The sequence below is a fragment of the Acidicapsa borealis genome (assembly GCF_059115245.1).
Window position 1 is genome coordinate 1,179,658 of record NZ_JCACNY010000001.1, and the last position, 26,629, is coordinate 1,206,286.

The following is a 26,629-nucleotide window of genomic DNA, read 5'->3' on the forward strand; positions in this document are numbered from 1 at the left end:
TGGGGGTAGGCAATGATTACCGAAGTCAGCGCAGTCAAATTCCGCCAGAATCTGGGCGAAATGCTCAATCAGGTTCAATATCGCAAAGATTCAGTCGTCGTGACCAAGGATGGGAAGGCTGTCGCAGTCCTGATCGACGCCGAGCAATTCGAGCGCATTCGCCGTATGCGGGACCGCTTCGACGAAATCCGAGGAAAAATTGCTGAGGATTTTCGGGATGTTCCAGAAGAAGAGGGAATGGCGATGATTGAGGCAGCCGTCCGGGAAGCTCGCGGGAAGAAGTAGTGGCCGACATACGGGTGGTGCTGGATGCGAACGTCCTCGTCTCCGGGTTGGCTTACCCAACCGGCATTCCAGGGCAAGTCGTGGATGCTTGGCTGACAGGCAGTCTGTCTGTGGCGCTTTCGCACTACATTTTGGACGAAATGGTGCGCGTTTTGCTAAGAGTGCCTGCCAATCGGCGAACCCAGCAGGAAATCCGGGAGCTTGCCGAGAGTTTCCTGGGTTTGGCGCAGATGGTCGTGCCGGATTCGGAGATCGAGCCTGCCCTGCGCGACCCGAAGGATCAACTGGTGCTAGGAACTTTGCGGGCTTCGAGAGCGGATTATCTGATTACAGGTGACAAAGATCTTTTGGCTTTGAGCGAAAAGTATCCTGTCGTAACGCCAGCGGCATTTTGGGCGAAGCACGGTTGATGACGCTTTGACCGGACGGCGTTAAAGTTCAGATGCTTGTCGCTTGTTACGAGTGCCGAGAATGCTTAGGCTTTGATCGCTTACTTGTGATGTATTTGTTTATCCACTTCGCTGGTGGTAGGAAAGCCAACAGAACCAGTAGAGCACCCACTCCGAAACCACCCCAGGCGTAAGTGGTCTGGCGGTAGGTCGCGTTATCAAAAACAAACTTACCTGCCAGCAGATAAGAATAGGATTGGAAGCCTGCCAGCAATCCACAGACGATCAGTAACACCCGCGCTTGCCAAGGCATATTGACTTGCCCTCAGGATATTGATTTCCAGGAAGGACGCCGAAATCCTAGGTGGATTTCGGCGTTGAGTCACTTTGAAAGCCCAATAAACTACACTTTGGCGGGAACGAGATTGCCAAGCCGCTCCTGCAGCAGTTCATCGCCGCGTGAGAGCAGCTCGCTGACCGGCAGCTTACCCGCATCGACATCGGCGAGGATTGCTTTCTGGGCCACGTACTCCTTGTTGACGATGCCAGCCTTCGACTGCAGCATGCGCCATGCCTTGCGGCGCTCGACGCAGAACAGGACAAGCTGGCGAGAGAGCGCCATGTAGGTTGGCTCCGCACCTTCTTTCGCCGGGGCAATCTTGATGTAGACGCCGAAGTCGGGAATGAACGAGCGGTGGTCGGGAACGAGGTAACGCCGGTAGACCGCATCCTGCTGCGTGATGCGCACCAGCATGTTGTCGAGCGAAATCAGCTTGGGCAGCGCATCCTTCTTCACCTTTTTGAGGTGGTTGCGGAAGCGGGCTTCTGTCGTGCACCAGTGTGCGACGGTGTAGCGGTTGACTTCGCCGGTGACCTTGTCCTTGGTGGAGTACCAGTCCATGTCCGGCATCGGGTTGCCCTTGACATCGATCGCTTCCTGGTAGGTTTCGCCGAGGCGCGGGTTGAAGATGAACTCCGGCACGCCGCGGGAGTCGCGCACGCGCTGGGCCTGGGTGAGCGCCATGTCATCGGCCACGCCGTGTTCCGGCTGGCAGGTGGTGAAGGACTGGATGAACGCCGTACCGCGATATTCGAGGCCGTCGAGAATGGCGCGGTACATCTTCGGAGCATTGGCCATGGAGATCTGCGCAACGAAGGGCGATCCGTGACCGGCAAGGAAGGTTTCCGCGACCGTCTTCTTCTCGTTGTTCTTGCCCTGCGTGGCTGCGCCGAAGACGTTCATGTCGTTGCCGCCCAGCATCGGCGTGGAGTCGGAGTTCTGACCGCCGGTGTTGGAGTAGACCTGCGTATCGAGCATGAGGACTTTAACGTTGGGCCGGTTCTGCAGGATGACCTTGGAGGTGTTCTGGTAGCCAATGTCGCCGATGCCGCCGTCGCCGCCGACCACCCAGACCTTGGGCAGTTCGACGATTTCCTGGTCGGTCATGGTGGCGTCGGTGAAGTGGGTGAACTCGTAGTATTCACGCGGGGTGATGACGTTCTCGTCGCGGGTGAGGATCATGTCGGCTAGACGCTCTGGGATGACGGAGCGGCGCGCGTGATCCACGATAAAGCTCTCGCCCATGAGCCAGCCGACGGTGACGCCGTCCTGGAAGAGCGAGTTCATCCACGGATAGGGATGCGGGTTGTTCGGAGCAGTGGAGCCGTAGACCGTGTTGCAGCCGGTGTGCGCGGCCATGGCCATGACGGACATGCCGTTGGCCAGGCGGCCATCGATGGGCTGCAGGCTCTTGTGATTGAAGGCCTCGGTGAGCAGGATGGCTGCGAGGGCTTCAATGATCTGCTGGTCGGTAATGGGACCGTTGGCTGCCTCATACTGGGCGATGCGGGACTTGGTGTCCTCGACCTGCTCGCCGCCGAGATTGAGGATGAGGTGCGCGGTGAGCTGCTTGAGGAGCGCGTACTCTTCCGGATTGCGTTCCGCGAGTGCTGCGAGACGGGCTGCGCCGTTCTTCTCGAGCTCGCCGGCCTTGGCCAGGAAGCGGTCGCTCTTGGCGTGGTAGACGGGGCGCATGTAAGCCTCGGTGACCGCGGCGATAGCGCGGAGTACGGACTTTTCGCCGCAGCCGGCGCAGGCTCCGTCGCCGGAGACGAGCGCGTCGTAGTTGCTTCGCACCATGAGCAGATTGCGCAGGGTGGCGGTCTTCGATTCCGCCGGGTTGGCGGCGTTGAAGAGGCCGAGGAACTTTTGCGGGGTGTCTGGGAGCAGGTCGAGGAAGGCGGTGCCGGTTTCGTGCTCGGCGTTGACCTCTTCGGTTTCAGCGACCATGCGGAGGGCGTCGTGATCGCCGCAGGCGGTGACGCAGGCAGCGCAGCCCTTGCAGAGATCGCTGACGAAGATGGAGAAGACGCCGCCGGAACCGGGCTTCTTGCGCTCCGGCGAAGAGAAGATCGCGTTGACCTTGGTGTAGGCCAACGGAACCTTGGCGATGATGCTGGTGAACTGGGCTAGAGCCGTGTCGGAGATGCCCTCGATCTGTTCTGTGACGGTCTTGAGGATCTCCGGCATGGGAGTGGAAAGCTTCTTGGCGACAGCTTCGTTCATCATGACGCGGGCACGGGAGTCGATCTCGCCGACCTTGGAGAGCATGAGGGCGCGGTCGCCGAAGTCGGAGACGTAGCGCGAGATGGCGGTGCGGAGGACGGTTTCAAGCTCCTGCGAGGTGTTGGGCAGAGCCGTATCCGGGCAGGCTGCAATGCACTCCATGCACTGGGTGCAGTTCTCGGGGATGTAGAGCGGGGTTTCGCGGCGGGCGACGTACTTCGAAGCGGTGTCGCCGGTGGCGGCGGCGATCATGCCGAGCGCGGAGAGCGGTGTGGCGGGCTGATCGTAGCCGTAGTTGGAGCGGAACTCGCGATCGAAGGTTTCGAGCAGATTGATCGGAGCACGCTCGGCCTGGCCTGTGGGTAGGGCGTGCGAACGGCAACCCGTGCCACAGCTTGCGGCTGCGCCTGCCGGGACTTCTTCGAGGATGGGCAAGAGAGCCGCGCCGCGGAGGCTGGAACGATCGGGAGCCGTGAGCTCACCGATGTTGATTTCGGTGACCATCTCGAAGCCCTTGGTCATGACTTCCATGTTCGATTGCACGACGGCGTCGCCGAGTTTGCCGAACTTCTTGACGTACTGCTTGAAGACGACTTCGCGATACTTCTCCTGCGAGATACCGAACTCTTCGAGCAGGGGCGAGACGGCAAAGAAGGCTCCCAGGAAGGCGTTGCCCTGCATACGAAGCTGCAGGTCGGCGCGGTCTGTGGCGTTCTTGGCGATCTTGAATCCGGGCAGGGTGAAGACGCGAATCTTGTTGTCGACGATCTGCTTGCGGGCCCACTGCGGGAGGCGTTCCCAGGCCTGTTCGCCGGTCTCTTCGGATTCCCAGACGAGCGAGCCGCCGGGGGCCATGCCATCCAGCGGATTGGTGTGGGTGAAGGCCTTCGGATCGCAACAGAGAACGACGTTGACGTGGCGCAGGTCGCAGTTGACGCGGATACGATCTTTGGCGGCGACCATGAAGTAGCTGGTGGGTGCGCCCTTCTTTTCGGAACCGTACTTGGGGTTGGCGCTGACGTGGATGACTTCCTTGGGGTTGCCGAGATCGTCGAGCAGGCCGTCGCGCTCGAAGAGGGTGTCGTTCAAGTCGCCGAGGATGGCGCCGAGATTCTTGCCGGTGGTAATGGCGCCCCAGCCGCCGATCGAGTGGAAGCGGACGGCAACTGCGCCGTCTGGAAGCAGGGAAGGCGTCTCGTTCGACGTGACCTGGTAGGGATGATCGATGCCGAGGACGATGAAGGATGCGCCGTCGGCTGCAGTCTTGCCGTCCTTGCGCGCCGTGCCCATGGTGGCGTATTCGAAGGCGGCGATGATGTGTTCGGGGCGGAAGTCGCGCGATCCGAGACCGTAGGTGCCGGAGTAGATCTTCGGCATCTCGGAGGCTTCAATCGACGGGACGGTGTTGTAGGCCGGCTCAGGAGCGTAGAGCATTGCGCCCTGCATTGCCTTGTTCAGCGCGGTGCGGATATCGCGGCCGAGCGGGTTGTCGCCGGACATGCCTTCGTCGGTGCGCTCGAGGATGATGACGTTCTTCTTGCCCTTGAGCGCCTTGACGATGGCGGCTTCGGGGAAGGGGCGGATGACGTTGACGTGGATGGAGCCAACGTTGGAACCGCGAGTCTCGCGGAGGTAGTCGACTGCGGCTTCGATGTTTTCCGCGGCGGAGCCGAGTGATACGAAAACTGTCTCGGCGTCATCGCATTTGTACTCGGAGAGCAGGCCGTAGTAGCGGCCGGTCAGGTCGCCGAAAGCCTTGTACGACTCTTCGAGCATTTCGAGGATGGGCTCGATGAAGTTGTTACGCCGGGCGAGGATGCCCTGCATGTAGTGTTCCTGATTTTGCACGGGGCCGAGCAGCAGCGGATTGGCCAGATCGATCATGGCGGGAACTCGGCGGCGCTTGGGTCCGAAGAGGGTACGCTGTGCTTCCGTGGGGGTGTCGATGATGTCTTCGGAGGAGCCGAGGAACTCGCGGATCAGGTCGGACTCGTGCTTATAGAAGGTGCGCTCGAGGTGCGAGGTCAGGAAGCCGTCCATGATGTTCATGCCCGGCGTAAGGCTGAGTTCGGTCACGCGGCGGAGGATGAGCGCCTGGTCGGCGGTCTGCTGCGAGTCCTTGCCGAAAACCATGATCCAGCCGGTGTCGAGCGCGCCATATATATCGTCGTGGCCGCAGTGGACGTTGAGGGCGTGCTTGGTCAGCGCGCGGGCGCCGACTTCGAGGACCATGGTGGAGCACTTGCCCGGCGCGTGGTAGTACTGCTCGACGCCGTAGACGATGCCCTGGCCGCTGGTGAAGTTGACGACGCGCTTGCCGCAGACGGAGTGTGCGATGGCGCCGCCCTGGGCCGCGTGCTCGCCCTCGGTCTCAATGGCGATTGTGTTGTGGCCAAAGACGTTCAGGTTGCCTTCGGCATAGGCCTGCTGGAAGAGTTCGCCGCCCTCGGTCGAGGGAGTGATCGGGTAGAAGACGCCGGCGTCGGCGATGCGGGTTTCGGTGTGGTACGCAATGAGTTGATTGCCGTTGGCGGTAATGCGAATACCGGGATACTTAGCCTTGGTTGCCATTGTTTTCTCCACTGCGTACTGAAATTCGTGCTTTGCGTAGCTTGTGCCTGTCGAGCCAAGTCAGGTGGAAGCATCGACGGGTCATTGACTCACGACCGTCTTGATTCATACTGCGATGCCCATCCCTGATCGGTATGGTCAGAGTTTCGCGAATAACCGCCCTGGCTATCCTCCATTAGGACCTGACCAGCGTGGTATCTCCAACGTGCCGGGGCGACAGAACGAGATCGTACAAGATTGTACGGCCCGGAGAGAAGCAGCCGCAAACCGGGCGTGTTACCTGTTGGGATTGCGGCTGGCGTTCCCGGCAACGGATTGCATCGAATAGAGTCAGAGGAAGTCATGGTCCTTCGTTTCAACTCGCATGTTACGCGTAGCCTGGCCGCTCTGCTCCTGCTAGGCATAGCTCTCGGCGCCTCTCATGGATGGGCTCAGCCGGTCCAGCATCCGCCTGTATCTGGATTGTTTGCAACGCCGCTGGCTGCCTCGGCGGTCGATAACGCATCACTGGCGGAATGGGTGGATGGCGCTGAACGGCCATTTGCGAATGGAGCGGCGCTTCGCCAGCTTCTTTGGACACAGGTACCTCCTTCGGGCGGTGCGCCACTGCTCTTCGGAGCAGGATCGCAGCCGGGTGTCCGGCATTTACGGATTGGATTTACTGTGCCGGAGCCGGTTGGGTCGGTGCTGGTGCGCGGAGGCGACCAGTTAAGTGTGCTGCGCGCTGGGGCTTCCTATCCCGGAAACATGGCCGATGAGACGCAGTGGATTCCCGCGCAACGGTTGATAAAGGGGCAGTCTTCCTCAGAAGGGGTCGACAGCAATGGGTATGCTCTCTGGATTTTGCCTGCGGGGACAACGACGCGGGCTCTTCGCTTTACACATACAGCAGCCGCTACGGACGCGACGTACACCGGTTCCCTGCTCGGTGTGTATTTGCTGTCTGCCCGTTTGGCAAATCTTGCCCCGCTGGCATCGGTTTCCGTGAGCGCGAATACGAAAGCGGCGAGTTTACTCGTTGACGAGCAATACAACGGCTGGCTGGCGTGGGACAACGGTCCCATTTTTGCTCATGCCGTAACGCCGGCCACTCCGGAGACGATTCTTCTCACATGGCCGAAGCCGGTGGCATTGAGCGGATTGGCGGCGCTGTGGGCAGGATTCAACGGGGCGGATGTTCAGGTGCTTGCGGGTGCGGAAAGCGGCGATCCGCAGAGTGCGCCTGAGAGTGCGTGGCAAGCTATCAGTCCGGCGAACGCGCCGTCAGGGACTCCATCGTGGTCGCTCCGCAATCAGTATCCGCGTGCTCTGGGTGTGGACTGGTTCGATTTCGGCAAGACGGTTACGACGCGCGCGATCCGGATTAAGATCACGCAGATCACGGACGAGTCGCGCCATCCGCACCTGGTGGGGAAGACGAAAAACGGCAACCGCGTTTGGCTGGGCGAGTTGATGGCATTGTCGCCGCTCGGCTCAGGCGCGCTGCAGGCGATGGCTTTGCCGACAAGCACTGACGTCGCTCCGAAGCCGCCGATCCCGGTGCATTTCAAGCTGGATACGCCTGGATACGTATCGCTGGTGATCGAGGATGCCGCGGGCAATCGCGTACGGAACCTGATTTCGGACACATGGTTTGAGGCGGGCGCGAATACTGTCTGGTGGGATGGCACGGATGACCTGGGCCGCAATCGGGATGCCGCGGCGCATGGCGTGTATCTGATACCGACACACTTCGTTGCGCCCGGTTCGTACCGGGTGCGCGGCCTGGTACACGGCGCCGTCGATCTGCACTATGAGTTTTCGGTCTATAACTCCGGCAATCCACCATGGGAAACCCTGGATGGCAAGGGCGGCTGGCTGACCAATCACACCCCACCTTCGAGTGCGCTGTATGTACCCGCAGAGAAGGCGCCAGGCGGCAAGCCTCTGGTCTATCTGGGGAGCTATGTGAGCGAAGGCGGAGCGGGGCTCGCCTGGGTTGATCTCGACGGCAACAAGCAGGGAGGGCGAGGATGGATCGGCGGCAGCTGGACGGCTGCTCCTTACCTTGCTCGCGACGCCGGGAGCCGTGCAAACGCCAATACCTATGCCTACGTTGGCTCAGCATGGAGCGACGATGCCAAGAGCCAATCGAGACCCGTAGGAGTAATCCGGTTGACGGCTCTCACTACAGGTGGAGATAAGGCGGCGTTGAACTATGATTTCGATCCCGGGGACAAGCTCGATTACGGTACAAACGGCAAGCCGATCTGGGGGAATCAGATGGGTGGGCTTGCGGTTCTGAACAATGTCCTGGTGGTGAGTCTCTCGCGCCTGGGGCAGTTGCTTTTCTCCGACGCTTCGACGGGCAAGGTGATTGGACTTGCACCCGTCGACAACCCGCGTGGAATAGTCTTCGACTCGCAGGGCAGGTTGCTGGTGTTGTCGGGTCAGAAGCTGCTTCGCTATGCAGTGCAACCGCAGTCGGCGCTATTGACCAATCCTTCGCCTCTCGTAACGCAGGGTCTTGAAGATCCGGTGGGTATCGCAATCGATGGGCAGGGCAATCTCTATGTCAGCGATCGCGGCGCCTCGAACCAGATCAAAGTCTTCTCGCCCGAGGGCAGATTTCTTCATACCATTGGACGTGCAGGCCCGTTGGCGGCAGGACCCTATGACGCGATGCACATGGATAATCCCAGAGGCATTACGATCGACAGCAATCAGCATCTCTGGGTGACTGAAGAAGACTTCCAGCCCAAGCGCGTGAGCGTGTGGACGCTTGACGGCAAGCTGGTGAAGGCCTTCTATGGCCCGAGTGAGTACGGTGGCGGAGGTTCGATCGATCCCCAGGACAAGACGAAGTTTTATTACCACGCCATGGAGTTCAAGCTGGACTGGAAGAGCGGTACGAACAGCCTTACCTCCGTTTTGTACCGCGCGGACAAAGATCCATTACAGCTTCCTTCTACCAGTACGCCTGGCACGGCGTTCTACACGAATGGCCATCGCTACTTCACCGACGCTTACCTGGGCTACGCGACGAATGGAGTAGGGGTTGCTGTGGTCTATCTTGATCGCGGCGGGGTGATCCGGCCCGTTGCCGCGTTTGGCAAAGCCAACGACTGGAGTTTACTGAGGACGGATCCCATTCGGGGTTTGTGGCCGCAAGGGACTGATCCTCTGAGCCGGGATCCGAATAAGACGGCACTCTTCACGTGGTCAGATACAAACGGAAACGGCAAACTGGACGCCGATGAAGTCTCGTTTGTGAAGGGACTGCCTGTTGCGGTGACCATGAGCCCGGATACTGCGCATCCGAGCCTGGATATGTATGTATCCGACTTTGAAGGAAAAGCTTTGCGGTTTCCTCCTGTCAAAGTGAGCGCTGACGGCGTGCCCATCTACGATCTGCACCACAGTGACGTGATTGCAGACGGTGCGCAGAAACCAAGCTCCGATGGCGGCGGCCAGCTCCTGGTTGAGCCGCAGGAAACCGTTTCTACAACTGCACTGCTGCCATTTGCACAGGACGGCGTTGGTGGTGTGGATGCAGCGAATCATCGATGGAGTTATCCGAGTCTTTGGCCCGGACTGCATGCTTCGCACAGTGCCCCTGTTCCGAGTCAACCAGGGGAATTGATTGGTACGACGAGGTTGCTTGGCGGCTTTGTTCATCCCAGGGGCGGAGAGTCAGGGTCGCTCTGGGGCATCAATGGAAACTCCGGCGACATTTATCTGTTTACAGGCGATGGACTATATGTGACTCAGCTTTTTCAGGACACTCGCAAAGGTGTTCCGTGGAGCATGCCGCAGGCTATACGCGGTATGGTACTGAATAATGTGTCACTGCATGACGAGAATTTCTTCCCTACGCTGAATCAGACTCCTGACGGGAACATCTATGTCGTCGACGGTTCGCGGACAAGTATCGTTCGAGTGGATGGTCTGGATTCCGTGAAACGCATTCCTGCAGCGCCGCTTGAGGTCACGCGGCAGAATCTGGACGCAGCGCAGGCGTTCCTCAATCAAAGGGAGCTTCAACGTCAACGATCGACCGGGCCTCAAAGCCTCAAGGTGACGATAGCCAGGACTACGCCGCTGGCTCTGAAAGATCTAGCCTCGTCGCTGAGCGCTGCCGACTGGGCAACGATCGACAGCCGGATTACAAAGGTAGGATGGGCGGATAAGCCTGATGTTGTCGATGCCGCCATCCTGGTTGGCGGTGGACGGTTATATGCGGCCTTCCGCACCAGCGACCCTAACCTTCTTCAGAATGCGGGAACGATTGCCAATGCTCCGTTCAAGACCGGAGGTGCGTTGGACCTGATGATTGGCACCAATGCGTCTGCCGATCCGAAACGCGCGAAGCCTGTCGCGGGCGATGTACGACTGCTCGTCTACCTTGTCAATGGCAAGCCTCGCGCGACTCTCTATCGCGCTGTAGTTCCGGGGACGACGTCTCCCGTTCCGTTTTCATCGCCGGTCCGTACCATCACGATTGATAAGGTTGAGGACGTCAGTAGTGTCGTTGAACTCAGTGCGGTCAATGGCGTCTATGCTCTTTCCATTCCTTTGGAAACGCTCGGTCTAAGGCCTCAAGCGGGACAGACGGTCCGTGCAGATATCGGTATTCTTCGAGGCAGCGGTGTACAGACCTTGCAACGCGTCTACTGGAGTAACAAGGCGACAGGCATTACAGCTGACGTTCCGAGTGAAGCTGAGCTGACCCCTAATTTGTGGGGAGATTGGATATTTCAATCTCAACGCTAAGTGGGTTTCCGAAAGATCATGGAATGTTGGCGATTGGCTTGGACCATGAGCTTTTTTGGCCAGCTATATCCTTGAATGTCCCCTAGGATAGCGAATGGCGGTAAAGGTGAATTTCGCTAAGGGCTAATCAACCTGCCGAATTTGCTTTCAGGCCAAATGTACTGATGAGTCGAGGAGTCTGTGGCAATGTCGAGTACGAGCACCCAGCCAGCAGCTCCACCTGAACCCTCCAGACCCAATCCAATCTTCAGTTCTATTGAGTGGCTGGGAGACTTTGGAAGCTTTGTGTGGCGCGTGGCGGGCGCTGCGGTAGCTCCTCCGTTTGAGGTCAAAGAGTTTGTTCGGCAACTGGACGAGGTAGGAGCAAAATCTCTCCCTCTGGTTGCGTTGGCTGGTTCAGCTATCGGTGTGGTGCTCGCTCTGGAAGCCCGTTACAGCCTTGTGCGCTTCGGTGCCAAGTCTCTACTGCCGACCACGATCGTTTTCGCTGTGGTGACCGAGATGAGCCCAATTATTACGGGGCTTGTTGTCAGCGGCCGCGTCGGTGCAGGTATCGGCGCCGAGCTGGCTGCGATGAAGGTGACCGAGCAGATCGATGCGATTGAAGCTTCTGCGGTCGACCCTTACAAGCTTCTGGCCGCCACTCGCATTGCTGCATGCATGGTTGTGCTGCCGCTACTGACGCTTGTAGCTTCCTTTTGCGGTGTTTTTATGGGTTGGGTTACAGCGACGATTAGTGAGCCGATTTCGCTCTTGCACTTCGTGAATTCCGGTTTCAAGGGAGCGGGCTTCAAGGACTTCTTACCGCCAACTTTCAAGACTGCTGTGTATGGGCTAATTATCGGATCGATTGCTTCCTATCAAGGTATGCGCGCCAAGGGAGGTGCGGCTGGCGTTGGCAATGCGGCGACCACGTCAGTCGTGCTCGCTTCTCTGGGTGTCATCCTCGCCGATGTTGTGTTGGTGAAGGCCATCCAGGTGTTGTTTCAATAAGTTTTTGCGCTAGTCAGGAAGGGCCATGATGTTCGCAAGTTCAGAAAAGACGGCCAGCACAGCTACCGCCCACGGTTCCGGGCCTGCTATCGACATCCAGAAGGTGACGAAGTCCTTCGGTCCGCAGCGCGTGCTGGATGGCGTTTCCTTTCAGGTACGCCGCGGCGAGACCCTTGCGGTGCTGGGGCGAAGCGGCACGGGCAAGAGTGTATTGCTGCGCATCATTGTTGGGTTGCAGGCACCGGATACGGGTGCTGCGGTGATTCTGAACACAAACATGTCGGATGCGCCAGCTGCTGAAATCAGTAAAGTGCGGCGCCAGATGGGGTTTCTCTTCCAGCATGCAGCGCTGTATGACTCGCTCACCATTGAGGAGAACGTAGCATTTCCCATGGTGCACCACCGCTCGGATATGACGGATGCAGACAGGCGGGACCGCGTGCAACAGCTACTGCAGGAAGTAGGCCTGGATGGTCACGGTAAGAAAATGCCGGCGAACATCTCAGGAGGCATGCAGAAACGCGCCGGATTGGCCCGTGCGCTCGCGCTTGATCCGGTGATCCTGCTCCTCGATGAGCCGACCGCGGGCCTTGATCCCATCAGCTCCGGAGAGATCGATGAGCTGATAATCAAATTGCAAAAAGAACATCAGCTCGCGTCGATCGTGGTTACACACGATATGGTGAGCGCGAAGACAATCGCAACGCGCATCGCGCTTATGAACAAGGGCAGGGTCGTCATCGAAGGAACATTCGAAGACCTGCAACGGAGCGACGAGACGTTTGTGTCGCAGTTTCTGCATCGCGATTTCTAGGAGCCACTATGTCACGTTCGGCGCGCCTTGGCGCTTTCATTTTCGGTACGCTTGTCATCCTTGCCCTGGGCATTTTTATTATCGGGGGCAAGGAGTATCTCTTCACGTCAACGTTCCAGTTGAAGACGGGCTTCAATGATGTGGCTGGTCTGAATGTGGGAGCGGACGTGCTTGTTGGTGGTGTGCACAGTGGCACTGTCAAGGCGATCGTGCTGCCCAGCAAGTCGGGGGATCAGATTTCTGTGGTGCTCGAAATGGATAAGGCGACCCAGCATATTCTCAAGCAGGACTCAGTCGCATCCATTCAGACAGAAGGGCTTCTAGGGAATCAGTATGTTGCTGTATCGTTTGGCTCCGCGGATAAGCCGGAACTGAAGAACGGCGATACGATTGCCAGTCTTCCTCCGCTGGAAATGGCAGCTTTGCTGGACAAGGCGAATGGCTTGCTGGCATCCGGGCAGACAGCGATGGATAACGTGACGCAGCTGACTGACCACCTTAAGTCAGTGACTGCGAAGGTGGACGACGGTAAAGGCACGGTGGGCGCTCTTGTCAACGACCGGCAAGTGTACGACAACCTGAATCAAACCGTAGTAACGCTGAATCAGACGGCTGCCAGCGCGAAAACGACCATTACAGCTGCTCAGGCAGGCGTCGTTGATTTCAGAGACAACATGGACGCGTTAAAGCATAATTTCCTGCTGCGCGGATACTTCAAAGATCGTGGCTATGAGGATTCGAGCGACCTAGGCAAGGATGAGATTAGCGGGCTTCCGCAGGCAACTGCGGCGAAGGAATTTGATTTCCAGGCGAAGAAACTTTTTGATAAGCAGTCTACAGCGAAGCTGAAGGGGCAGAAAGCTCTCAATGCGGCTGGCGAATACCTTGCAGGGAACGATTTCGGAGTTGCTGTCATCGAAGTATCGACTGGGTCTACTGGTAACTCCGACGACAGTGTGACACTGTCTCAGGCGCGCGCACTGGTGGTGCGGGACTATATCGTGCAGCACTATGGATTCGACGATACCAAGTTGAAGACGGTGGCTCTCGGAAAACAGACTTCGGATAATCCGAAGGAGAACTCGAAGGATGATTGGGGGGCGGTTCGTATCCTGATCTACCCCGAGGGGACAGACATCCCTGCGGCCAAGTCGCCTGCTACGAATGCCCCTGCGGCCAAGAATCCGGCCGCTTCGAACTGAGTGCGATCGTTGTCCGAGGGGTGATACGCTGGTTGCGCATCACATGGTTGCGCTCCACCTGTCAGATAATTCCACGGTATCTCGGATGCTGTGACAACAGATAAGCAATAGTCTGCATCTGACAGGAAGAACTACCATAAACGGTCGCGCTGCACGGGTAGTGCGGCCACAAATGAATCTATTAGGAGACGACCCATGCTGCATTTACACATGCTGGCGAATACTTTTGCTTTCGCCCCTGTCCTTGCTACGTCCGGCCCTGGTGTAGCGTTGGTTCCGGTTGTTGTGACGCTTATCGTGATTGGCGTTCTGCTTTGGCTCATCAACCGCTTCATCCCGATGCAGGGAACAATCAAGTCTATTCTTAATGCTGTCGTCGTGATCTGCGTTGTGCTCTGGCTTCTGAATGTTTTTGGGTTGCTGACAACGCTTACGAACTATCGCATCAGCCGTTAACAGATATCCATTACAAAGGGCAGGCGCGGAATCCGCGCCTGCCCTTTGTGGCGATAGCTGGCTTCAGTCAGCTTCGTACTGTTTAGCTTCCAGCTCAGCCCAACGGGCGTAGAGAGTGTCAACAGCATTCTGTGCTGCCTCCACTTCGGCAAGAGCTGCCTGCAGCTTTGCGGCATCGATGACTACTTCCTGCGAATTCAGAATGGCCTGCTTTGCGGCGAGTAGTTCTTCGCCAGCAGCGATTCGGCTCTCAATCGTTGCATAGTCGCGCGCGTCCAGGTAGCCGAGCTTTTTCTTGCCCGGCGACGGAGCATCCTGGTCTGCGTTCGCGGGCTGACCAGCAACGGCAGCGCGGGAAGAAGCGCTGCTGGCTTTCAACGCGCTCTGCTTCTGCTTTGCCTGCCACTGCTCCCACTGCGCGTAGTCCGCAAATCGCTCAGCATTACCCATGCCATCCAGCCCGAGAACAACATTCGAGATGCGGTCCAGCATGTAGCGATCATGGGTTACGAGAACAAGTGCGCCGGTGTATTCCAGCAGACTCTCTTCGAGAATCTCCAGCGTCGGAATATCGAGGTCGTTGGTAGGCTCGTCCAGCAGCAGGAGATCAGCTGGCTGCAGCATCAGGTTAGCGATCAGCACGCGAGCGCGTTCGCCGCCGCTGAGCCGCTCCACTGGCTGGTTTAACTGCTCTCCGGTGAAGAGAAAACGCGATGCCCACGATGCGACGTGGATGACGCGATCCTGATAGATGACCGAATCGCTCTCAGGCGCAAGCGCGCGACGCAACGTGACTTTCTCATTCAACACGCGCGTCTGATCGAAATAGACGATGCGTAGCATATTGGCGAGCTTGATCTCGCCTGCGTTTGGTTCGGTCTGGCCGAGGAGAAGGCGCAGCAGCGTCGTCTTGCCGCTGCCATTTGGACCGACCAGGCCAAGACGCATCCCTGCGGTCACATTAAAGGTGAGGCCGTTGAGGAGCGTGCGTTCGCCAATGCTGTATTGGACATCTTTCAACTCGACGAGCCGCTTGGTCTGGCGCTCCGTCGCGGAGAAGTCGATTCCGGCGCTCGATACCTGTGCGCGGCCCTTCATTTCTTTCAACTCGCCGATCAGCTCGTTGGCGCTGCCAATGCGCGCTTTGCTTTTGGTCGTACGTGCCTTGGGTCCGCGGCGCAGCCACTCCATCTCGCGCTTAACGCGGTTCTCGAGCGATTCCTGGCGCTTAGCCTGGGATTCGAGGAACTCTTCCTTCTTCTCCAGGAACTCGCTGTAGTTGCCATGCACGCGCAGCAGGCCGAGCGGATATTGCTTGTTCAGCTCGACCATTTCTGTAGCGACATTCTCAAGAAAGTAGCGGTCATGGCTGACTACGACGCAGGCAAACGGCGCGGTTGACAGCAGTTCTTCCAGCCATTCAATACCGGCCAAATCAAGATGGTTTGTCGGCTCGTCAAGCAACAGGACATCGGGGTTCTGAGAGAGGGCTATGGCAATGGAGAGACGCTTCTTCCAGCCCCCGGAATATGTGGCGGCTTCGGTGTCAAAGTCTTCAAAGCCAGCGCGGCCCAGCGTTTCTGCCGTGCGGCCCTCCCACTCGCTCTCGTGAACATGAGCTCGCTTCAGCGCCTGGTGCACAACATCGCGCGCTGTGACGCCAGCGGGAAATTCGGAGACCTGGGCGACGTAGCTAAGCTTGGTCAGCTTCTTGCGGGCAACTTCGCCCTCGTCTGGGTCGATTTCTCCGGCGAGAACGCCGAGCAGCGTGGACTTGCCGGAACCGTTGGGCCCGATCAGGCCGATTCTGTCGCCTTCATCGACCACAAAACCAATGTCGCGAAAGAGCGCAGCAGCCCCGAAGGACTTCGTCAGTCCCTGTCCGTTTAATAGTGTCGCCAAGGTGTTTTTGCTTTCTCTGTGCGGAAATTCTCTCTACTGGTCCATTCTAAATGGTTGTGAAGTTGGGTGCAGTCTGTGTGGGACTGCTTGCGGCCAAGGGATCCGGATTGTCTTGCCTTCGCACGCCTGTTACCGTAGTTACTTCCTGGCTTGATGCGTGCGGCCAGAGCACTAGTTCCCGTATGTTCGTGAAAAAACAAGGTAAATACCAGTTCGAGGATTTTGAAGCGGACCTGGCGCGGCGTACCTTGCAGCGCGCTGGTCTGCCAGTCGCTCTTCGTCCCAAGACCTTCGACCTGCTGGCTTATTTTCTCCTTAACGCTCCTCGCGTGGTCAGCAAGAATGAGCTGCTGCGTGCGCTTTTTGCTGACGCGCATGCCGAGGAAAGCAACCTGAGTCAGGATATTTTCCTGCTGCGGAAGGCTCTCAGTGGGACGATTCCGGGCGAGAAGGTAGTTGCCAGCGTGCCCGGCAAAGGCTACCAGTTCACCGCTTCGGTGGTGAGGCTGCCCGACACAAAAGCGAATCTTGATCCTGGGCCAAATGCGGGCTTTGCCGCGAATCGTGTTGAGCCAACCCAGAGTTTGACCGTCGAAAAGCAAAAGCGGCATGACGAAGACGTCGCAGATGACGATGCTTCCGAGGATGCACGCAAAGGGTGGATTGCTCGAGTTCTTCGCCCAGGTCCATGGCAGATTGGTGTTTCGATCGGCTTGCTTGTGATCCTGTGTGCCGGAGGGTGGTTGCTCTGGCAGTCGAAGCATGCGCCGCGCGCTGAAGGTGTCCCGCAAGCGATAGGGATCATGATTGCGGATGTAGACAACGCAACCGGATACCCGGAGTTTGATGCGATTCCGACGGCGCTGGCCATCGATCTCGGCCAGGCCCCCTCTCTGCGCATTGCGCCCGCAGCCAAGGTGGAAGCTGCGCGAGATCAGTTGGAGGCGAACGCGGTAAAAGCTGGCAGCACATCGGCAACTCCCTCCGATCCTGCTCATGTCGTTCGCAGTCTTTGCCATGCCGTTGGAACTCAAGCCTATGTTGGGGGCGACATTCATCGCCTGGCGCGCAAGTACATGCTGACGTTGCGGGTCATTGACTGCGCGAGCGGCAAGGATCTCGCCGTGAGCCGTGGCATTGCAGATTCTCCGGACGGCGTTGTGTCTGTGCTCGACAAGGTGGCTGTCGATTTGCGTAAGCAACTGGGTGAATCGAAGGATTCGATCGCTCGATTCAGCAAGCCCTTGTTTGAAGGGCGCACCCCCTCGCTGACGGCTTTCTATGCGTATGCTGGGGCAGCTGTTCTGAGCCGTCAGGGGAAGGCAAGCGACGCGATCCCACTGCTGCAGAAAGCGATCGAGATCGATCCCAAATTCGCGCTTGCCCATGCCGATCTTGGGGCCCTGCATGCCAATCTGGGCGAACATGAGCAGGCCGCGGCGAGTTTATCGAAGGCGTATGAACTTCGCGATTCCGTCGATGCCGAGGATCGTTTCTTCATCATTGCCACGTACAACGCACTGGTGACCAACGATCTGCAGGCCAGCATTCGCAACGACAAGGAATGGTCTGAGGCGTACCCGAATAATCCGGCGCCTTTTGGCAATCTTGCTGTCCTTCAAACCGAGATTGGCAAGGCAGCGGAAGCTCTCGAACCGGCGCGCCGAGCGCTTACGCTGGACCCGAATAACCCTACTTCTTATGAAGTGCTGGCGCGCGCTCAGATGGATCTCGGGCAGTTTGAAGAGGCAGCATCCACCTGCAAGCAGGCCATCGCGAATCATTTGGATGGCGAGGAGATCCATGCGTATCTGCTGCAGATCGCGTTCCTTCGCCTGGATCAGCCGGTGATCGATGAGCAGTTGGAGTGGTTGAAGAATTCTGCGCAGGGAGCGCCAACGCTGGCTCTGCAGCAAGGGCTGATGGACTTTGCGGAAGGGAAGACGCACGCGGCGCAGACTCTCCTGGCGAAGGCAGTCGAGGGCTACCGCCAGCAGGGAAGAAGGGCGGACGCAAATCGCATTCTGGCGTCGCTGCCGCGCACGCTTGCCGACCTTGGCTTGCCGGATTCAGCGCGCTCGGCGTTGAGCCGTTGGCCTGCCGATGCTCCAAGTCTGGCCTCCAGCGCATTGGATCATGGCGAAGATATCCCTGTAGCCTGGGCCGCGTTGGGGGAGACATCGCGGGCGCAGGCTATCCTTACGCGGGAACTCGATGCGCATCCCGCTGCCACCGTTTGGCAAGAGTCGCAGGCGCCGCAGATTCGCGCGGCCATTGCGCTCAATCAACATCATGCGGAAGAGGCAGTGCAGGCACTCGAGCCGGCGGCGGCTTACGATCTGCGCAGCTTCCGATTGCCGGCTCTTCGCGGGCGCGCTTATCTGGCTGCTGGCCAGCCTGAACTGGCAGAGGTCGAGTTCCACAAGATTCTCGACCATCCCGGCATCGAGCCATTCTCGCCCAACTACGCTCTGGCCCGACTCGGCCTGGCGCGAGCCCTGGTGCAGCAGGAGAAGCTGGTGGATGCGGGTTTCGCGTACAAGATCGTGCTCGAAATCTGGAAGGACGCTGATCCTGATCTGCCTCGGCTCAAGGAAGCCAAGACGGAGTATGCGAAGCTTTCCGGTGAACCGAAGAAGGCCGCTTCCAAGCCGAAGAAGAAGTAGCGGCTACTTCTCGGAGGCGGTCGGTTCCAGGGCTGCAGCGGGCGTAGGGTCGGCGGCATGCACGATGCGACCGGAATTGGGGATCGCATCGAGATCAGCTTTGCCCTCGGCAAGTCGCATCAAGAATTCCTGGGCGCTGAATCCGCGGCCCTTGAGTCCTTCGGAGGCCCGCACATAGTGTCCGTCTTCCTGCATCAGGCGGGCCTTCGCGGTGTCTGCCAGGTATGCGGGCAGAATCTCTTCCCGCAGCCGCGCTTTGGCCGCCTTGTCTTTGACCGGGAAGACCACTTCGCATCGCTCAAAGAGATTGCGCGGCATCCAGTCCGCAGAGCCGAGATATGTTTCTTCCTTGCCGCCGTTGGCAAAGTGGAAGATGCGGCTGTGTTCGAGGAAGCGCCCGACGATGGAGCGGACGCGGATGTTTTCGCTCAACCCTTTCACGCCGGGACGCAGCGTGCAGACGCCGCGGATGATCAGGTCGATCTCGACTCCGGCCTGCGAAGCAGCGTACATGGCTTCGATGACGGACGGCTCCAGCAGCGCATTCATCTTGGCGACGATGCGCGCGGGTTTACCTGCTGCGGCATGCTCCATCTCGCGGCGGATGAGCTGCAGGAAGTTCTCGGCCATGGTCAGAGGTGCGACCAACAGCGGCTTGTAATCGTCGATCTCGGCGTGGGCGGTCAGGTAGTTGAAGACCATATGGACCTGTTCGGTGATCGCCGGATCGCTGGTGAGCAGGCTGAGGTCGGTGTAGAAGCGCGCTGTAACGGGGTTGTAGTTGCCGGTGCCCAGGTGACAATAGCGGCGGGTGACGCCGTCTTCGTCGCGGCGAACGAGCATGGCCAGCTTGCAATGCGTCTTGAGGCCAACGACGCCGTGAAAGACCTGCACGCCGGCGTCTTCCATGCTGCGCGCCCAGCGAATATTCGAGGCTTCATCGAAGCGCGCCATCAGCTCGACCACGACAGTCGCTTCCTTTGAAGCCGCAGCTTCGGTAAGCGCCTCGAACATGGGCGAATCCTTGCTGGTGCGATAGAGCGTCTGCTTCATCGTGACGACGCGCGGATCAACCGCTCCCTGCTGGATGAAGCTCACGACAGGATCGTAGGAGTCGTAGGGATGGTGGAGCAGGATGTCCCGCTGGCGAAGGTCTTCGAAGACGTCGGAAACCTTGCGGCTCAGATTCAACTGGCGGGGAACGAAGGATGCAAACTTCAGCTCCGGCCGCTGGATATCGCCGTAGAAGAACATCAGCCGCGCCAGGTTTACCGGTCCATCGCACTGATATACCTGTGATTCCTCCAATTCGAAGTTCGTGCGCAGCTTTTCGACAATCTCTGGATGGGCATTGCTAATGATTTCAAGGCGGACGGCGTCGCCTTTGCGGCGATTGTGGAGTTCGCTGCGGATCGACTCCAGCAGGGAGCGCGTTTCTTCTTCTTCGAAGTAGAGGTTCGAGTTGCGGGTTACGCGGAAGGCTGCGTACGCCAGTACTTCATAGCCGCGATACATGCCGCTCAGATTCTGAGCGACCAGGTCCTGTAGCAGAACGTAATCCCAGCTGCCGTTGGCATCCGCCAGGCGTACGAAACGCGGTAGAGCGCGTGGGACTGTCAGGACTCCCAGGACCGCTGGCCCGGAGCTGCGCCGTTTGGGACGCAGCAACATTGCCAGACAGAGGGCCCGGTTAAGAACACGCGGGAAAGGGTGTGCCGGATCGATCGTGATTGGGGTGAGCAGCGGGTCAACTTCGCGATGGAAGTATGCCTGGGCCATCGACCGCTGCTCTTCCGATAACTCTTCCCATTGCAGCAGGCGAATGCCGCTCTGGCGCAATTCGGGGAGTAATTGCTGTTTCCAGCAGCGGTATTGCGCGGTAACAAAATCGTGGATCTCGGCGGTCAGAATTTCCAGCGACTCCTGGGGAGGCAGGCCGTCATAGCCCGGCTCGGTATGGCCATCCTCTGTGCGCTGCAGCAGGCCGGCAAGCCGGATTTCCACATATTCGTCGAGATTGCTGCCGGTAATGGCGAGAAACTTTACGCGTTCCAGGACGGGATTGGACTCGTCCTCAGCCTCTTCGAGCACACGCCGGTTGAAGTTGATCCACGATTTGTCGCGTCCGGCAAACTGCTTTTTGCGCTGCGAAGTCTTGGCCATACCAATTTTCCCCGGTCCTGTGACTTGTCTGCGCTGAAGCCACAAACTCAAGATTTACAGAAGTTTAGAGCTTTTTGGGCGGCTCAGCAATCCTCTTTGAGACAGACCATGAGCTTCAGAACCATGCATATCGTATTGGGCCACCCTTGAGTGTGAATCTCAGAAGAAAACAGGTTCTTCCGGACAAAAGCTATTTGACGCACCTTCCCGCGCGGATTAAGGATAGAGTTACGGAATGAGGGCGTTCGCCGCCCGATTGCCGGTCTCATCGCAGGAGCAACCCCCAATGACCTCTGAATTTCCGACTCTCGACAGCAAGTTTGTTCCCGAAGACGCCATTGACCCTAAGGGTGCGGCATTTTTTGCAGAGGTCACAGATATGCTCGATGGGCAGCCCAAGGATCCGGTTCTGGTCGAGGCTCGTTTGTCCGGCTGGGATGACCTGATCGAGAAGATTGCGTCCGAGCTGTACCGCATCGGCTCCATGCTGCTTGGCGAGGGAGAAGAGACTATCCAGGTTATTGAGCGGGTGGTCATCAATAACGATATATCTGCCTGCACCGATCATGTGGATGCGCGCCACAGCTCCCGGCTGCTGCTGGGAGCCGAGGCGATCGGCATCCTTGCCAAACGCGACACAGCATCGCTGGCCGCCCCGGCCGACGAGGCATCCTCTCCCGTGAGCTGTATCGAAGACGATGATCTGGATTCCGTGGGCATGACTCCGGCGGAGTTGGAGCAGATGCTGACGGGTCCCGATGACCACCGCCTGCGGAATTGGCTGGAGAGCCTGACTCCCTCGCTACGCGTGATTTTTGTCCTTCGCGCTGTCGCTGGGCTGTCTTCCGGAGAAGTGGCGGGACTATTGGGCGAACATGGCGGTCCGCAGGCAGAGACCTGGACTGCGGACGGCGTTCGGAGCGCGTTCCGGATGGCGCTTTGCTCGCTGGCATCACAGTTGATTCATGCGTCAGTGGCAAAATAGCGCGGTTCGCGCATGAGTTCTCGTGGGAATTTGCAACCGCAGGCACCACGATAAGGATGTCGGCAGCTGCGGTTTTGGTGGCGGAAGAGACGGAACGCATCCTATTTGATAGGCTGAATCTGGAAATTCTCCGTTCAACTCAGTTTCCTTTCAGTTTCGGAACCCTTCTTGCCTCATTCCGCATCTCTTAGCAGCAGACTTAATTGATCGAACCGAGTGAGTGAAGCGAACAAACATGCAAAATCTGCTCCATCCAACTGAAGCTGCTAACGGGAAAACTCTGCTTTTCGCCAGCCTGGCCGTAGCCGGATTGGCTTTTGGAGCCTCGTTTTCCGCAGCTGGCCAGCTTCCCATCGCCAGCCCTCAGTCCGCGCAAACGCCGCCCTCGCAATCCAGCTATTCGGGCAGCGTCTCCAAGGAAACTGCGACCGCCGACACGCTCTCTCTGACGCTGGACGATGCCGTTCAGCGCGGTCTGAAGACCAACCTCGGCCTTCTGCTCTCGAACACCCAGACAGCCAATGCCCGCGGCCAGCGGCTCCAGGAGCTCCAAGCCCTTTTGCCCTCGATCGACGCCAACATTAAGGAAGCCTACCTGCAGAGCGACCTCGCCGCGCAGGGTCTCCGCATTCCCGGCTTCCCGACGATCATCGGACCTTTTGGCTATACGGACGCCCGTGCCAACCTGAGCTGGACTGTCGTCAGCCTTAATTCTTACAAGAATTACGTTGCGTCCCGGCACTACTTCAAGGCAGCTGAGCTCTCCGCGGAAGACTCCCGCCAGATGGTCATCCTCACGGTGGGTAATGCGTATCTGAGAGTTCTCGCGGACGCTGCCCAGATTGATGCAGTTCAGTCTGAACTCGCGACCTCGGACGTATCACTTCACCAGGCCATCAGCAACCACGAGGCCGGCACGGCGCCAAAGCTCGACCAGCTCCGCGCCCAGGTGGATAATCAGAGCCTTCAGCAGCAGCTGATTGTTGCCAAGAACGCTCTCGAAAAAGACAAGCTTTCTCTGGCCCGCATCATTGGCCTGCCGCTTGGACAGAAGTTTGAAACGGCGGACAAGGCCCCTTACGCGGCCTTTGATCAGCCGGAGATTCAGCAGGCCATCAAGCAGGCTCTGGCCAATCGCAAGGATCATCAGGCCGCCATTGAGCAAACCGCAGCCAACGAAGATCAGCGCAAAGCCGCCACGTATGACCGGCTGCCCACGCTGAAGGCTGAGGCTGACTATGGCGCCATCGGTACGAATCTGCGCCATTCGCATGGCACGGTGGATGCAACTGGGACGCTGACCATCCCGATTTTCAAGGAAGCTCAATTCCGCGGCGAGGCTCGTGTTGCGCAGTCGAATCTCGATCAGCAGCGGGACAAGCAGAGCGATCTGGACGCGCAGATCGAGGCAGATGTTCGCGACGCGCTTCTGGACATTGCTTCTTCGCAGCAGCAGGTTGAGGTTTCGCACTCCAACGTCGAGCTTTCCACCGAAGTGCTCTCGGAAGCGCAGGATCGCTACAAGGCCGGCGTGAGCGACAATCTGGCAGTTTCGGACGCGCAACAGTCAGTCGCGCAAGCCAACAGCCAGTACGTGAACAGTCTCTATCAGCACAACGTGGCGAAGCTCAACCTGGCCCGCGCAATGGGCGTGGCGCAGAACTACAAAGAATATTTGGGAGGTAAGTAAACGTGGCGGACGCAACTCCAGCCTCCGGTGAGCAGCCGGATCAGAAAGCGCCTGAGGCCCCTAAGAAGAGCCGCAAAGGCCTGATTATCATTGTTGTTCTTATTCTCGCGGTCGCTGCGGGTGCGTTCTACTGGCACTCCACCTTCAGTGAGGATACGGACGATGCGCAGATCAACGGCCATCTTATCCAGATCAGCTCACGCATCAACGGCACGGTGATCAAGGTCAACGTGGACGAAAACCAGCAGGTTGCCAAGGGCACGGTGATTGCCGAACTCGATCCAGCCGACTACCAGGTCGCGGTCGAGAATGCTGAGGCAGCTTTGGCGAGCGCCCAGGCAAATGCAATTGCTGCCACGGTCAATGTGCCGATCACCTCGGTCAACACCGGTAGCACTCTCCGTTCGGCCGGGTCTGACGTGGCCGGCGCAGAGGCAGCCGTTTCCCAGGCTCAGAGCCAGGTTGCGGCCGCCCATGCGAAGGTAGTCCAGGCGCAGGCCAACAATCTCAAGGCCAACCAGGATCTCGAGCGTTACAGGCCGCTGGTCGCCAAGGATGTCATCAGCAAGCAGCAGTTTGACGCTGCCGTTGCCAACGCCGATGCGACCAAGGCCGCTGTTGCGGATGCGATTGCGAGCGAGCGCGCCGCTCAGGATGGTGTGAACGTCGCCAACCAGAAGGTAGCGCAGGCGGAGGCGCAGTTGAAGTCAGCGCAGACCGGTCCTCAGCAGGTGAAGGCGCAGCATGCCCGCGCCGAGCAGGCTGAAGCTCAGGTCAAGAGCGCCCAGGCGCAGCTCGACCAGGCCAAGCTCAACCTGAGCTATACGAAGATCGTCGCTCCCGCGAATGGAATTGTGACCCGCAAGAGCCTCGAACTCAACCAGAACATCTCTCCTGGTCAGAACCTTCTTACCTTGGTTTCGCTTGACGACCTCTGGGTTACGGCGAACTTCAAGGAAACGCAGCTCAAGCACATCTCCGCGGGACAGAAGGTCGAGATCGACGTAGATGCGACTGGCCGCACTTACCACGGCAAGGTTACGCAGGTGGGCGGCGCAACAGGGTCGGTTCTCTCGCTCTTCCCGCCTGAGAATGCCACCGGAAACTACGTGAAGGTCGTTCAGCGTGTCCCGGTTCGCATCGACTTTGACAACCTTGGAGAAGAGGACAAGAACCACTTACTTCGCCCCGGCCTGTCAGTCGAACCTAAGGTTACGGTCAAGTAAGACGCACGCTGCGATTACAGCGCACCAAGAGAAACCGGGCAAAATCCATTGCGGATTTTGCCCGGTTTTTCGTGGTGCTATGTCGAAGCGCATACATCGTTCCTCAGGTCAGGACGCGAGTTGCATATTCGCCCAATCCATCTGTATCTGGCGCCATTTCAGATTATCGATTCCGGCCATTCGACGTGGATGATTTCCTGAAATACAAGAGGTTTCAAAACATGGTCGCTGCCAACGTGCTGAGGCGGCCGTTTGAGGTGGTCGCGCCGGCGGAACACTCTGGACTGTAGAGGTTGACACAGAGGCTGTGAGGAAACAGGCTGTACCCTTGTTGTATGAAGATTCTCTCTGCCGCCGAGATGCAAGCCTGTGACCAGCGCACAACGGAGTTGCTTGGCATTCCATCGGTGCAACTGATGCGTAATGCGGCGCAGGCTATCTTCGGCTTCATTCAAGCGCAGTTTCCTGCAGCCAGGGAGATCACCATACTCAGTGGCCGTGGCAACAATGGAGGCGATGGCCTGATGGTCGCGCGCCTGCTTGCCCAGGCAGGGTGCCACGCGACTGTTCTGTTGCTGGGGGAAGCCGCAGGAGTGAAGGGCGATGCGGCTATTGCGTTCCGCGAACTGTTGAAACCAACGCTCAATGAGCGGGTTTCGCTGCGGGTGATTTCGAGCGAGGACGAATTTGCCTTTCATCCCGATGCGCTGGCTGCCGATCTAATTCTCGATGCCGTGGTTGGAACTGGTTTCCAGCCGCCACTGCGCGGGCTGCCAATGGCCGCTCTGAACTGGCTGAAATCGGCACCGCAGTTGCCGCCCATACTCGCCATCGACCTGCCTTCGGGGTGGGATGCCGATTCGACCGATGGCCAGGCAGAAAATGCCTATCCCGCCGACGCAGTCATCACCTTCACCGCGCCCAAACCGGCACATGTCTTTGGCAAGCTGACCCGCAGCCTTCGCCAGCCGATCGTTGTTGCGGACATCGGCTCGCCGGATGCCGCCGTTGTTTCGGAGATGAATCTCCACTGGACCGGCAGCGCGAAAGCTATCACCGAAGAAAAGCGCCCGGCGGACTCGAACAAAGGCATGTATGGCCATGTGCTGGTGATCGGTGGGAGCCCGGGAAAATCCGGCGCTCCAGCCATGGCTTCGTTGGCGGCGATGCGCAGCGGAGCAGGTCTGGTGACGGCAGCTGTTACGCCATCGGTGCTGCCACTTGTAGCCGGCATTGCGCCTGAGCTCATGACGCAGGCTCTGGCAACGACGTCTACCGGCGAAATTTCCGCGGACAATCTCTCTCCGGATCAACTGAAGGCTTTGCTGAATAAAATCAGTGTTTTGGCTATTGGCCCTGGGTTCGGGATGGCGCCTGAGGCGGTTGAATTTGCGCTGGGGCTGCTATCGCAATCGCGGCTACCGGCGGTGGCTGATGCGGATGCACTCAATGCCATTTCTACGAAACCGGAGCTGCTCGCGGGACTTGCTGAGGGCCGAACGCTGGTGCTGACTCCACACCCAGGCGAGATGGCGCGGCTTGTGGGCAAGACTACCAAGGAAATCCAGGCCGACCGGATCAACATTGCGCGCGACTTCGCTACGCGTAACAAAGTCATCCTGGTGCTGAAGGGGTGGCGGACGTTAGTGGCGCATCCGGACGGGTCGATTGCTGTGAACACGACCGGCAATCCGGCGATGGCCAAGGGTGGCAGCGGCGATCTGCTTACGGGGATGGTCGCCAGCCTGCTAGGCCAGCACCCGAATAACCCGCAAAGAGCTGTTGAATCAGCGGTTTATCTGCATGGTCTAGCGGCGGATATCACTGTCGAGACCGATGGCATAGCGGGTGACCAGCACACTCTGCTGGCGACAGATTCGCTGGCGAATCTGTATCGCGCTTTCCGCTATCGCCCGCGGGCCCGGTCAGGGTATTGTTGGCTACAGGGTTCGCCCGGAAAACAATAGTT

15 protein-coding genes are annotated in these 26,629 nt (G+C 58.6%); 12 read left to right on the forward strand and 3 right to left on the reverse strand.

Translation table 11 applies throughout. The features are described from left to right. Positions 1–12 precede the first annotated feature (12 nt). Together AC5S27_RS04775 and AC5S27_RS04780 are read left to right on the forward strand one after the other, a co-directional pair. Complete coding sequence (locus tag AC5S27_RS04775; protein WP_493933424.1) at positions 13–285, forward strand: type II toxin-antitoxin system Phd/YefM family antitoxin; 273 nt, start codon at positions 13–15, stop codon at positions 283–285. Continuing rightward, a complete protein-coding gene (locus AC5S27_RS04780) occupies positions 285–695 on the forward strand; it encodes a putative toxin-antitoxin system toxin component, PIN family (RefSeq protein ID WP_493933425.1) in 411 nt (136 codons plus the stop codon). Before AC5S27_RS04775 ends, AC5S27_RS04780 begins: the two co-directional genes overlap by 1 nt. A 382-nt stretch (positions 696–1,077) precedes the next feature. On the opposite strand, the gene AC5S27_RS04785 is transcribed toward AC5S27_RS04780, so the two are convergent. Beyond that, complete coding sequence (locus AC5S27_RS04785) at positions 1,078–5,811, reverse strand: 2-oxoacid:acceptor oxidoreductase family protein (RefSeq protein WP_493933426.1); 4,734 nt, start codon at positions 5,809–5,811, stop codon at positions 1,078–1,080. Positions 5,812–6,153: 342 nt separating this feature from the next. Between AC5S27_RS04785 and AC5S27_RS04790 the strand changes: the two genes are divergently transcribed. The 5 genes from AC5S27_RS04790 to AC5S27_RS04810 all read left to right on the forward strand — a co-directional run bounded on the left by AC5S27_RS04790 (position 6,154) and on the right by AC5S27_RS04810 (position 14,028). After that, positions 6,154–10,563 (forward strand): hypothetical protein, encoded by a 4,410-nt coding sequence (locus tag AC5S27_RS04790; protein ID WP_493933427.1) that lies wholly within the window; start codon positions 6,154–6,156, stop codon positions 10,561–10,563. 186 nt (positions 10,564–10,749) lie between these two features. Next, entirely contained in the window at positions 10,750–11,556 is an 807-nt protein-coding gene (locus AC5S27_RS04795; RefSeq protein ID WP_493933428.1) for an MlaE family ABC transporter permease, read from the forward strand. Positions 11,557–11,581: 25 nt separating this feature from the next. Next, complete coding sequence (locus AC5S27_RS04800) at positions 11,582–12,370, forward strand: ABC transporter ATP-binding protein (RefSeq protein WP_493933429.1); 789 nt, start codon at positions 11,582–11,584, stop codon at positions 12,368–12,370. 8 nt (positions 12,371–12,378) lie between these two features. Then, on the forward strand, positions 12,379–13,572 hold the full coding sequence (locus tag AC5S27_RS04805) for an MlaD family protein (protein WP_493933430.1): 1,194 nt from the start codon (positions 12,379–12,381) through the stop codon (positions 13,570–13,572). A 195-nt stretch (positions 13,573–13,767) separates the two neighbouring features. Continuing rightward, complete coding sequence (locus AC5S27_RS04810) at positions 13,768–14,028, forward strand: Thivi_2564 family membrane protein (protein WP_493933431.1); 261 nt, start codon at positions 13,768–13,770, stop codon at positions 14,026–14,028. Between the two features lie 63 nt (positions 14,029–14,091). On the opposite strand, the gene AC5S27_RS04815 is transcribed toward AC5S27_RS04810, so the two are convergent. Further along, positions 14,092–15,930, reverse strand: coding sequence for an ABC-F family ATP-binding cassette domain-containing protein (locus AC5S27_RS04815; protein WP_493933432.1), 1,839 nt, complete (start codon positions 15,928–15,930; stop codon positions 14,092–14,094). Positions 15,931–16,112: 182 nt separating this feature from the next. Between AC5S27_RS04815 and AC5S27_RS04820 the strand changes: the two genes are divergently transcribed. Then, the gene (locus AC5S27_RS04820) at positions 16,113–18,596 is read left to right on the forward strand and encodes a tetratricopeptide repeat protein (RefSeq protein WP_493933433.1); all 2,484 of its coding nucleotides are present in this window, start codon (positions 16,113–16,115) and stop codon (positions 18,594–18,596) included. A 3-nt stretch (positions 18,597–18,599) separates the two neighbouring features. Here AC5S27_RS04820 and ppk1 read toward each other — a convergent pair whose 3' ends face one another. Then, positions 18,600–20,759, reverse strand: a complete 2,160-nt coding sequence (gene ppk1 / locus AC5S27_RS04825) for a polyphosphate kinase 1 (protein WP_493933434.1) — start codon at positions 20,757–20,759, stop codon at positions 18,600–18,602. A gap of 286 nt (positions 20,760–21,045) precedes the next feature. Here ppk1 and AC5S27_RS04830 point away from each other — a divergent pair, with 286 nt between their 5' ends. The 4 genes from AC5S27_RS04830 (at position 21,046) to AC5S27_RS04845 (ending at position 26,627) form a co-directional block, all read left to right on the forward strand. Continuing rightward, entirely contained in the window at positions 21,046–21,744 is a 699-nt protein-coding gene (locus AC5S27_RS04830) for a hypothetical protein (protein ID WP_493933435.1), read from the forward strand. Between the two features lie 235 nt (positions 21,745–21,979). Continuing rightward, entirely contained in the window at positions 21,980–23,434 is a 1,455-nt protein-coding gene (locus AC5S27_RS04835; protein WP_493933436.1) for a TolC family protein, read from the forward strand. A 2-nt stretch (positions 23,435–23,436) separates the two neighbouring features. Beyond that, the gene (locus tag AC5S27_RS04840) at positions 23,437–24,660 is read left to right on the forward strand and encodes an HlyD family secretion protein (protein ID WP_493933437.1); all 1,224 of its coding nucleotides are present in this window, start codon (positions 23,437–23,439) and stop codon (positions 24,658–24,660) included. Positions 24,661–24,995: 335 nt separating this feature from the next. Further along, positions 24,996–26,627 (forward strand): NAD(P)H-hydrate dehydratase, encoded by a 1,632-nt coding sequence (locus tag AC5S27_RS04845; protein WP_493933438.1) that lies wholly within the window; start codon positions 24,996–24,998, stop codon positions 26,625–26,627. Positions 26,628–26,629 lie beyond the last annotated feature (2 nt).

What these genes read in the sequence shown, in the direction of transcription:
- AC5S27_RS04805 (WP_493933430.1), top strand. Translation starts at nt 12,379, where the DNA reads ATGTCACGTTCGGCGCGCCTTGGCGCTTTCATTTTCGGTACGCTTGTC.
- AC5S27_RS04810 (WP_493933431.1), top strand. Translation starts at nt 13,768, where the DNA reads ATGCTGCATTTACACATGCTGGCGAATACTTTTGCTTTCGCCCCTGTC.
- AC5S27_RS04795 (WP_493933428.1), top strand. Translation starts at nt 10,750, where the DNA reads ATGTCGAGTACGAGCACCCAGCCAGCAGCTCCACCTGAACCCTCCAGA.
- AC5S27_RS04785 (WP_493933426.1), bottom strand. Translation starts at nt 5,811, where the DNA reads ATGGCAACCAAGGCTAAGTATCCCGGTATTCGCATTACCGCCAACGGC.
- AC5S27_RS04845 (WP_493933438.1), top strand. Translation starts at nt 24,996, where the DNA reads ATGAAGATTCTCTCTGCCGCCGAGATGCAAGCCTGTGACCAGCGCACA.
- AC5S27_RS04835 (WP_493933436.1), top strand. Translation starts at nt 21,980, where the DNA reads ATGCAAAATCTGCTCCATCCAACTGAAGCTGCTAACGGGAAAACTCTG.
- AC5S27_RS04775 (WP_493933424.1), top strand. Translation starts at nt 13, where the DNA reads ATGATTACCGAAGTCAGCGCAGTCAAATTCCGCCAGAATCTGGGCGAA.
- ppk1 (WP_493933434.1), bottom strand. Translation starts at nt 20,759, where the DNA reads ATGGCCAAGACTTCGCAGCGCAAAAAGCAGTTTGCCGGACGCGACAAA.
- AC5S27_RS04820 (WP_493933433.1), top strand. Translation starts at nt 16,113, where the DNA reads ATGTTCGTGAAAAAACAAGGTAAATACCAGTTCGAGGATTTTGAAGCG.
- AC5S27_RS04800 (WP_493933429.1), top strand. Translation starts at nt 11,582, where the DNA reads ATGATGTTCGCAAGTTCAGAAAAGACGGCCAGCACAGCTACCGCCCAC.
- AC5S27_RS04830 (WP_493933435.1), top strand. Translation starts at nt 21,046, where the DNA reads ATGACCTCTGAATTTCCGACTCTCGACAGCAAGTTTGTTCCCGAAGAC.
- AC5S27_RS04790 (WP_493933427.1), top strand. Translation starts at nt 6,154, where the DNA reads ATGGTCCTTCGTTTCAACTCGCATGTTACGCGTAGCCTGGCCGCTCTG.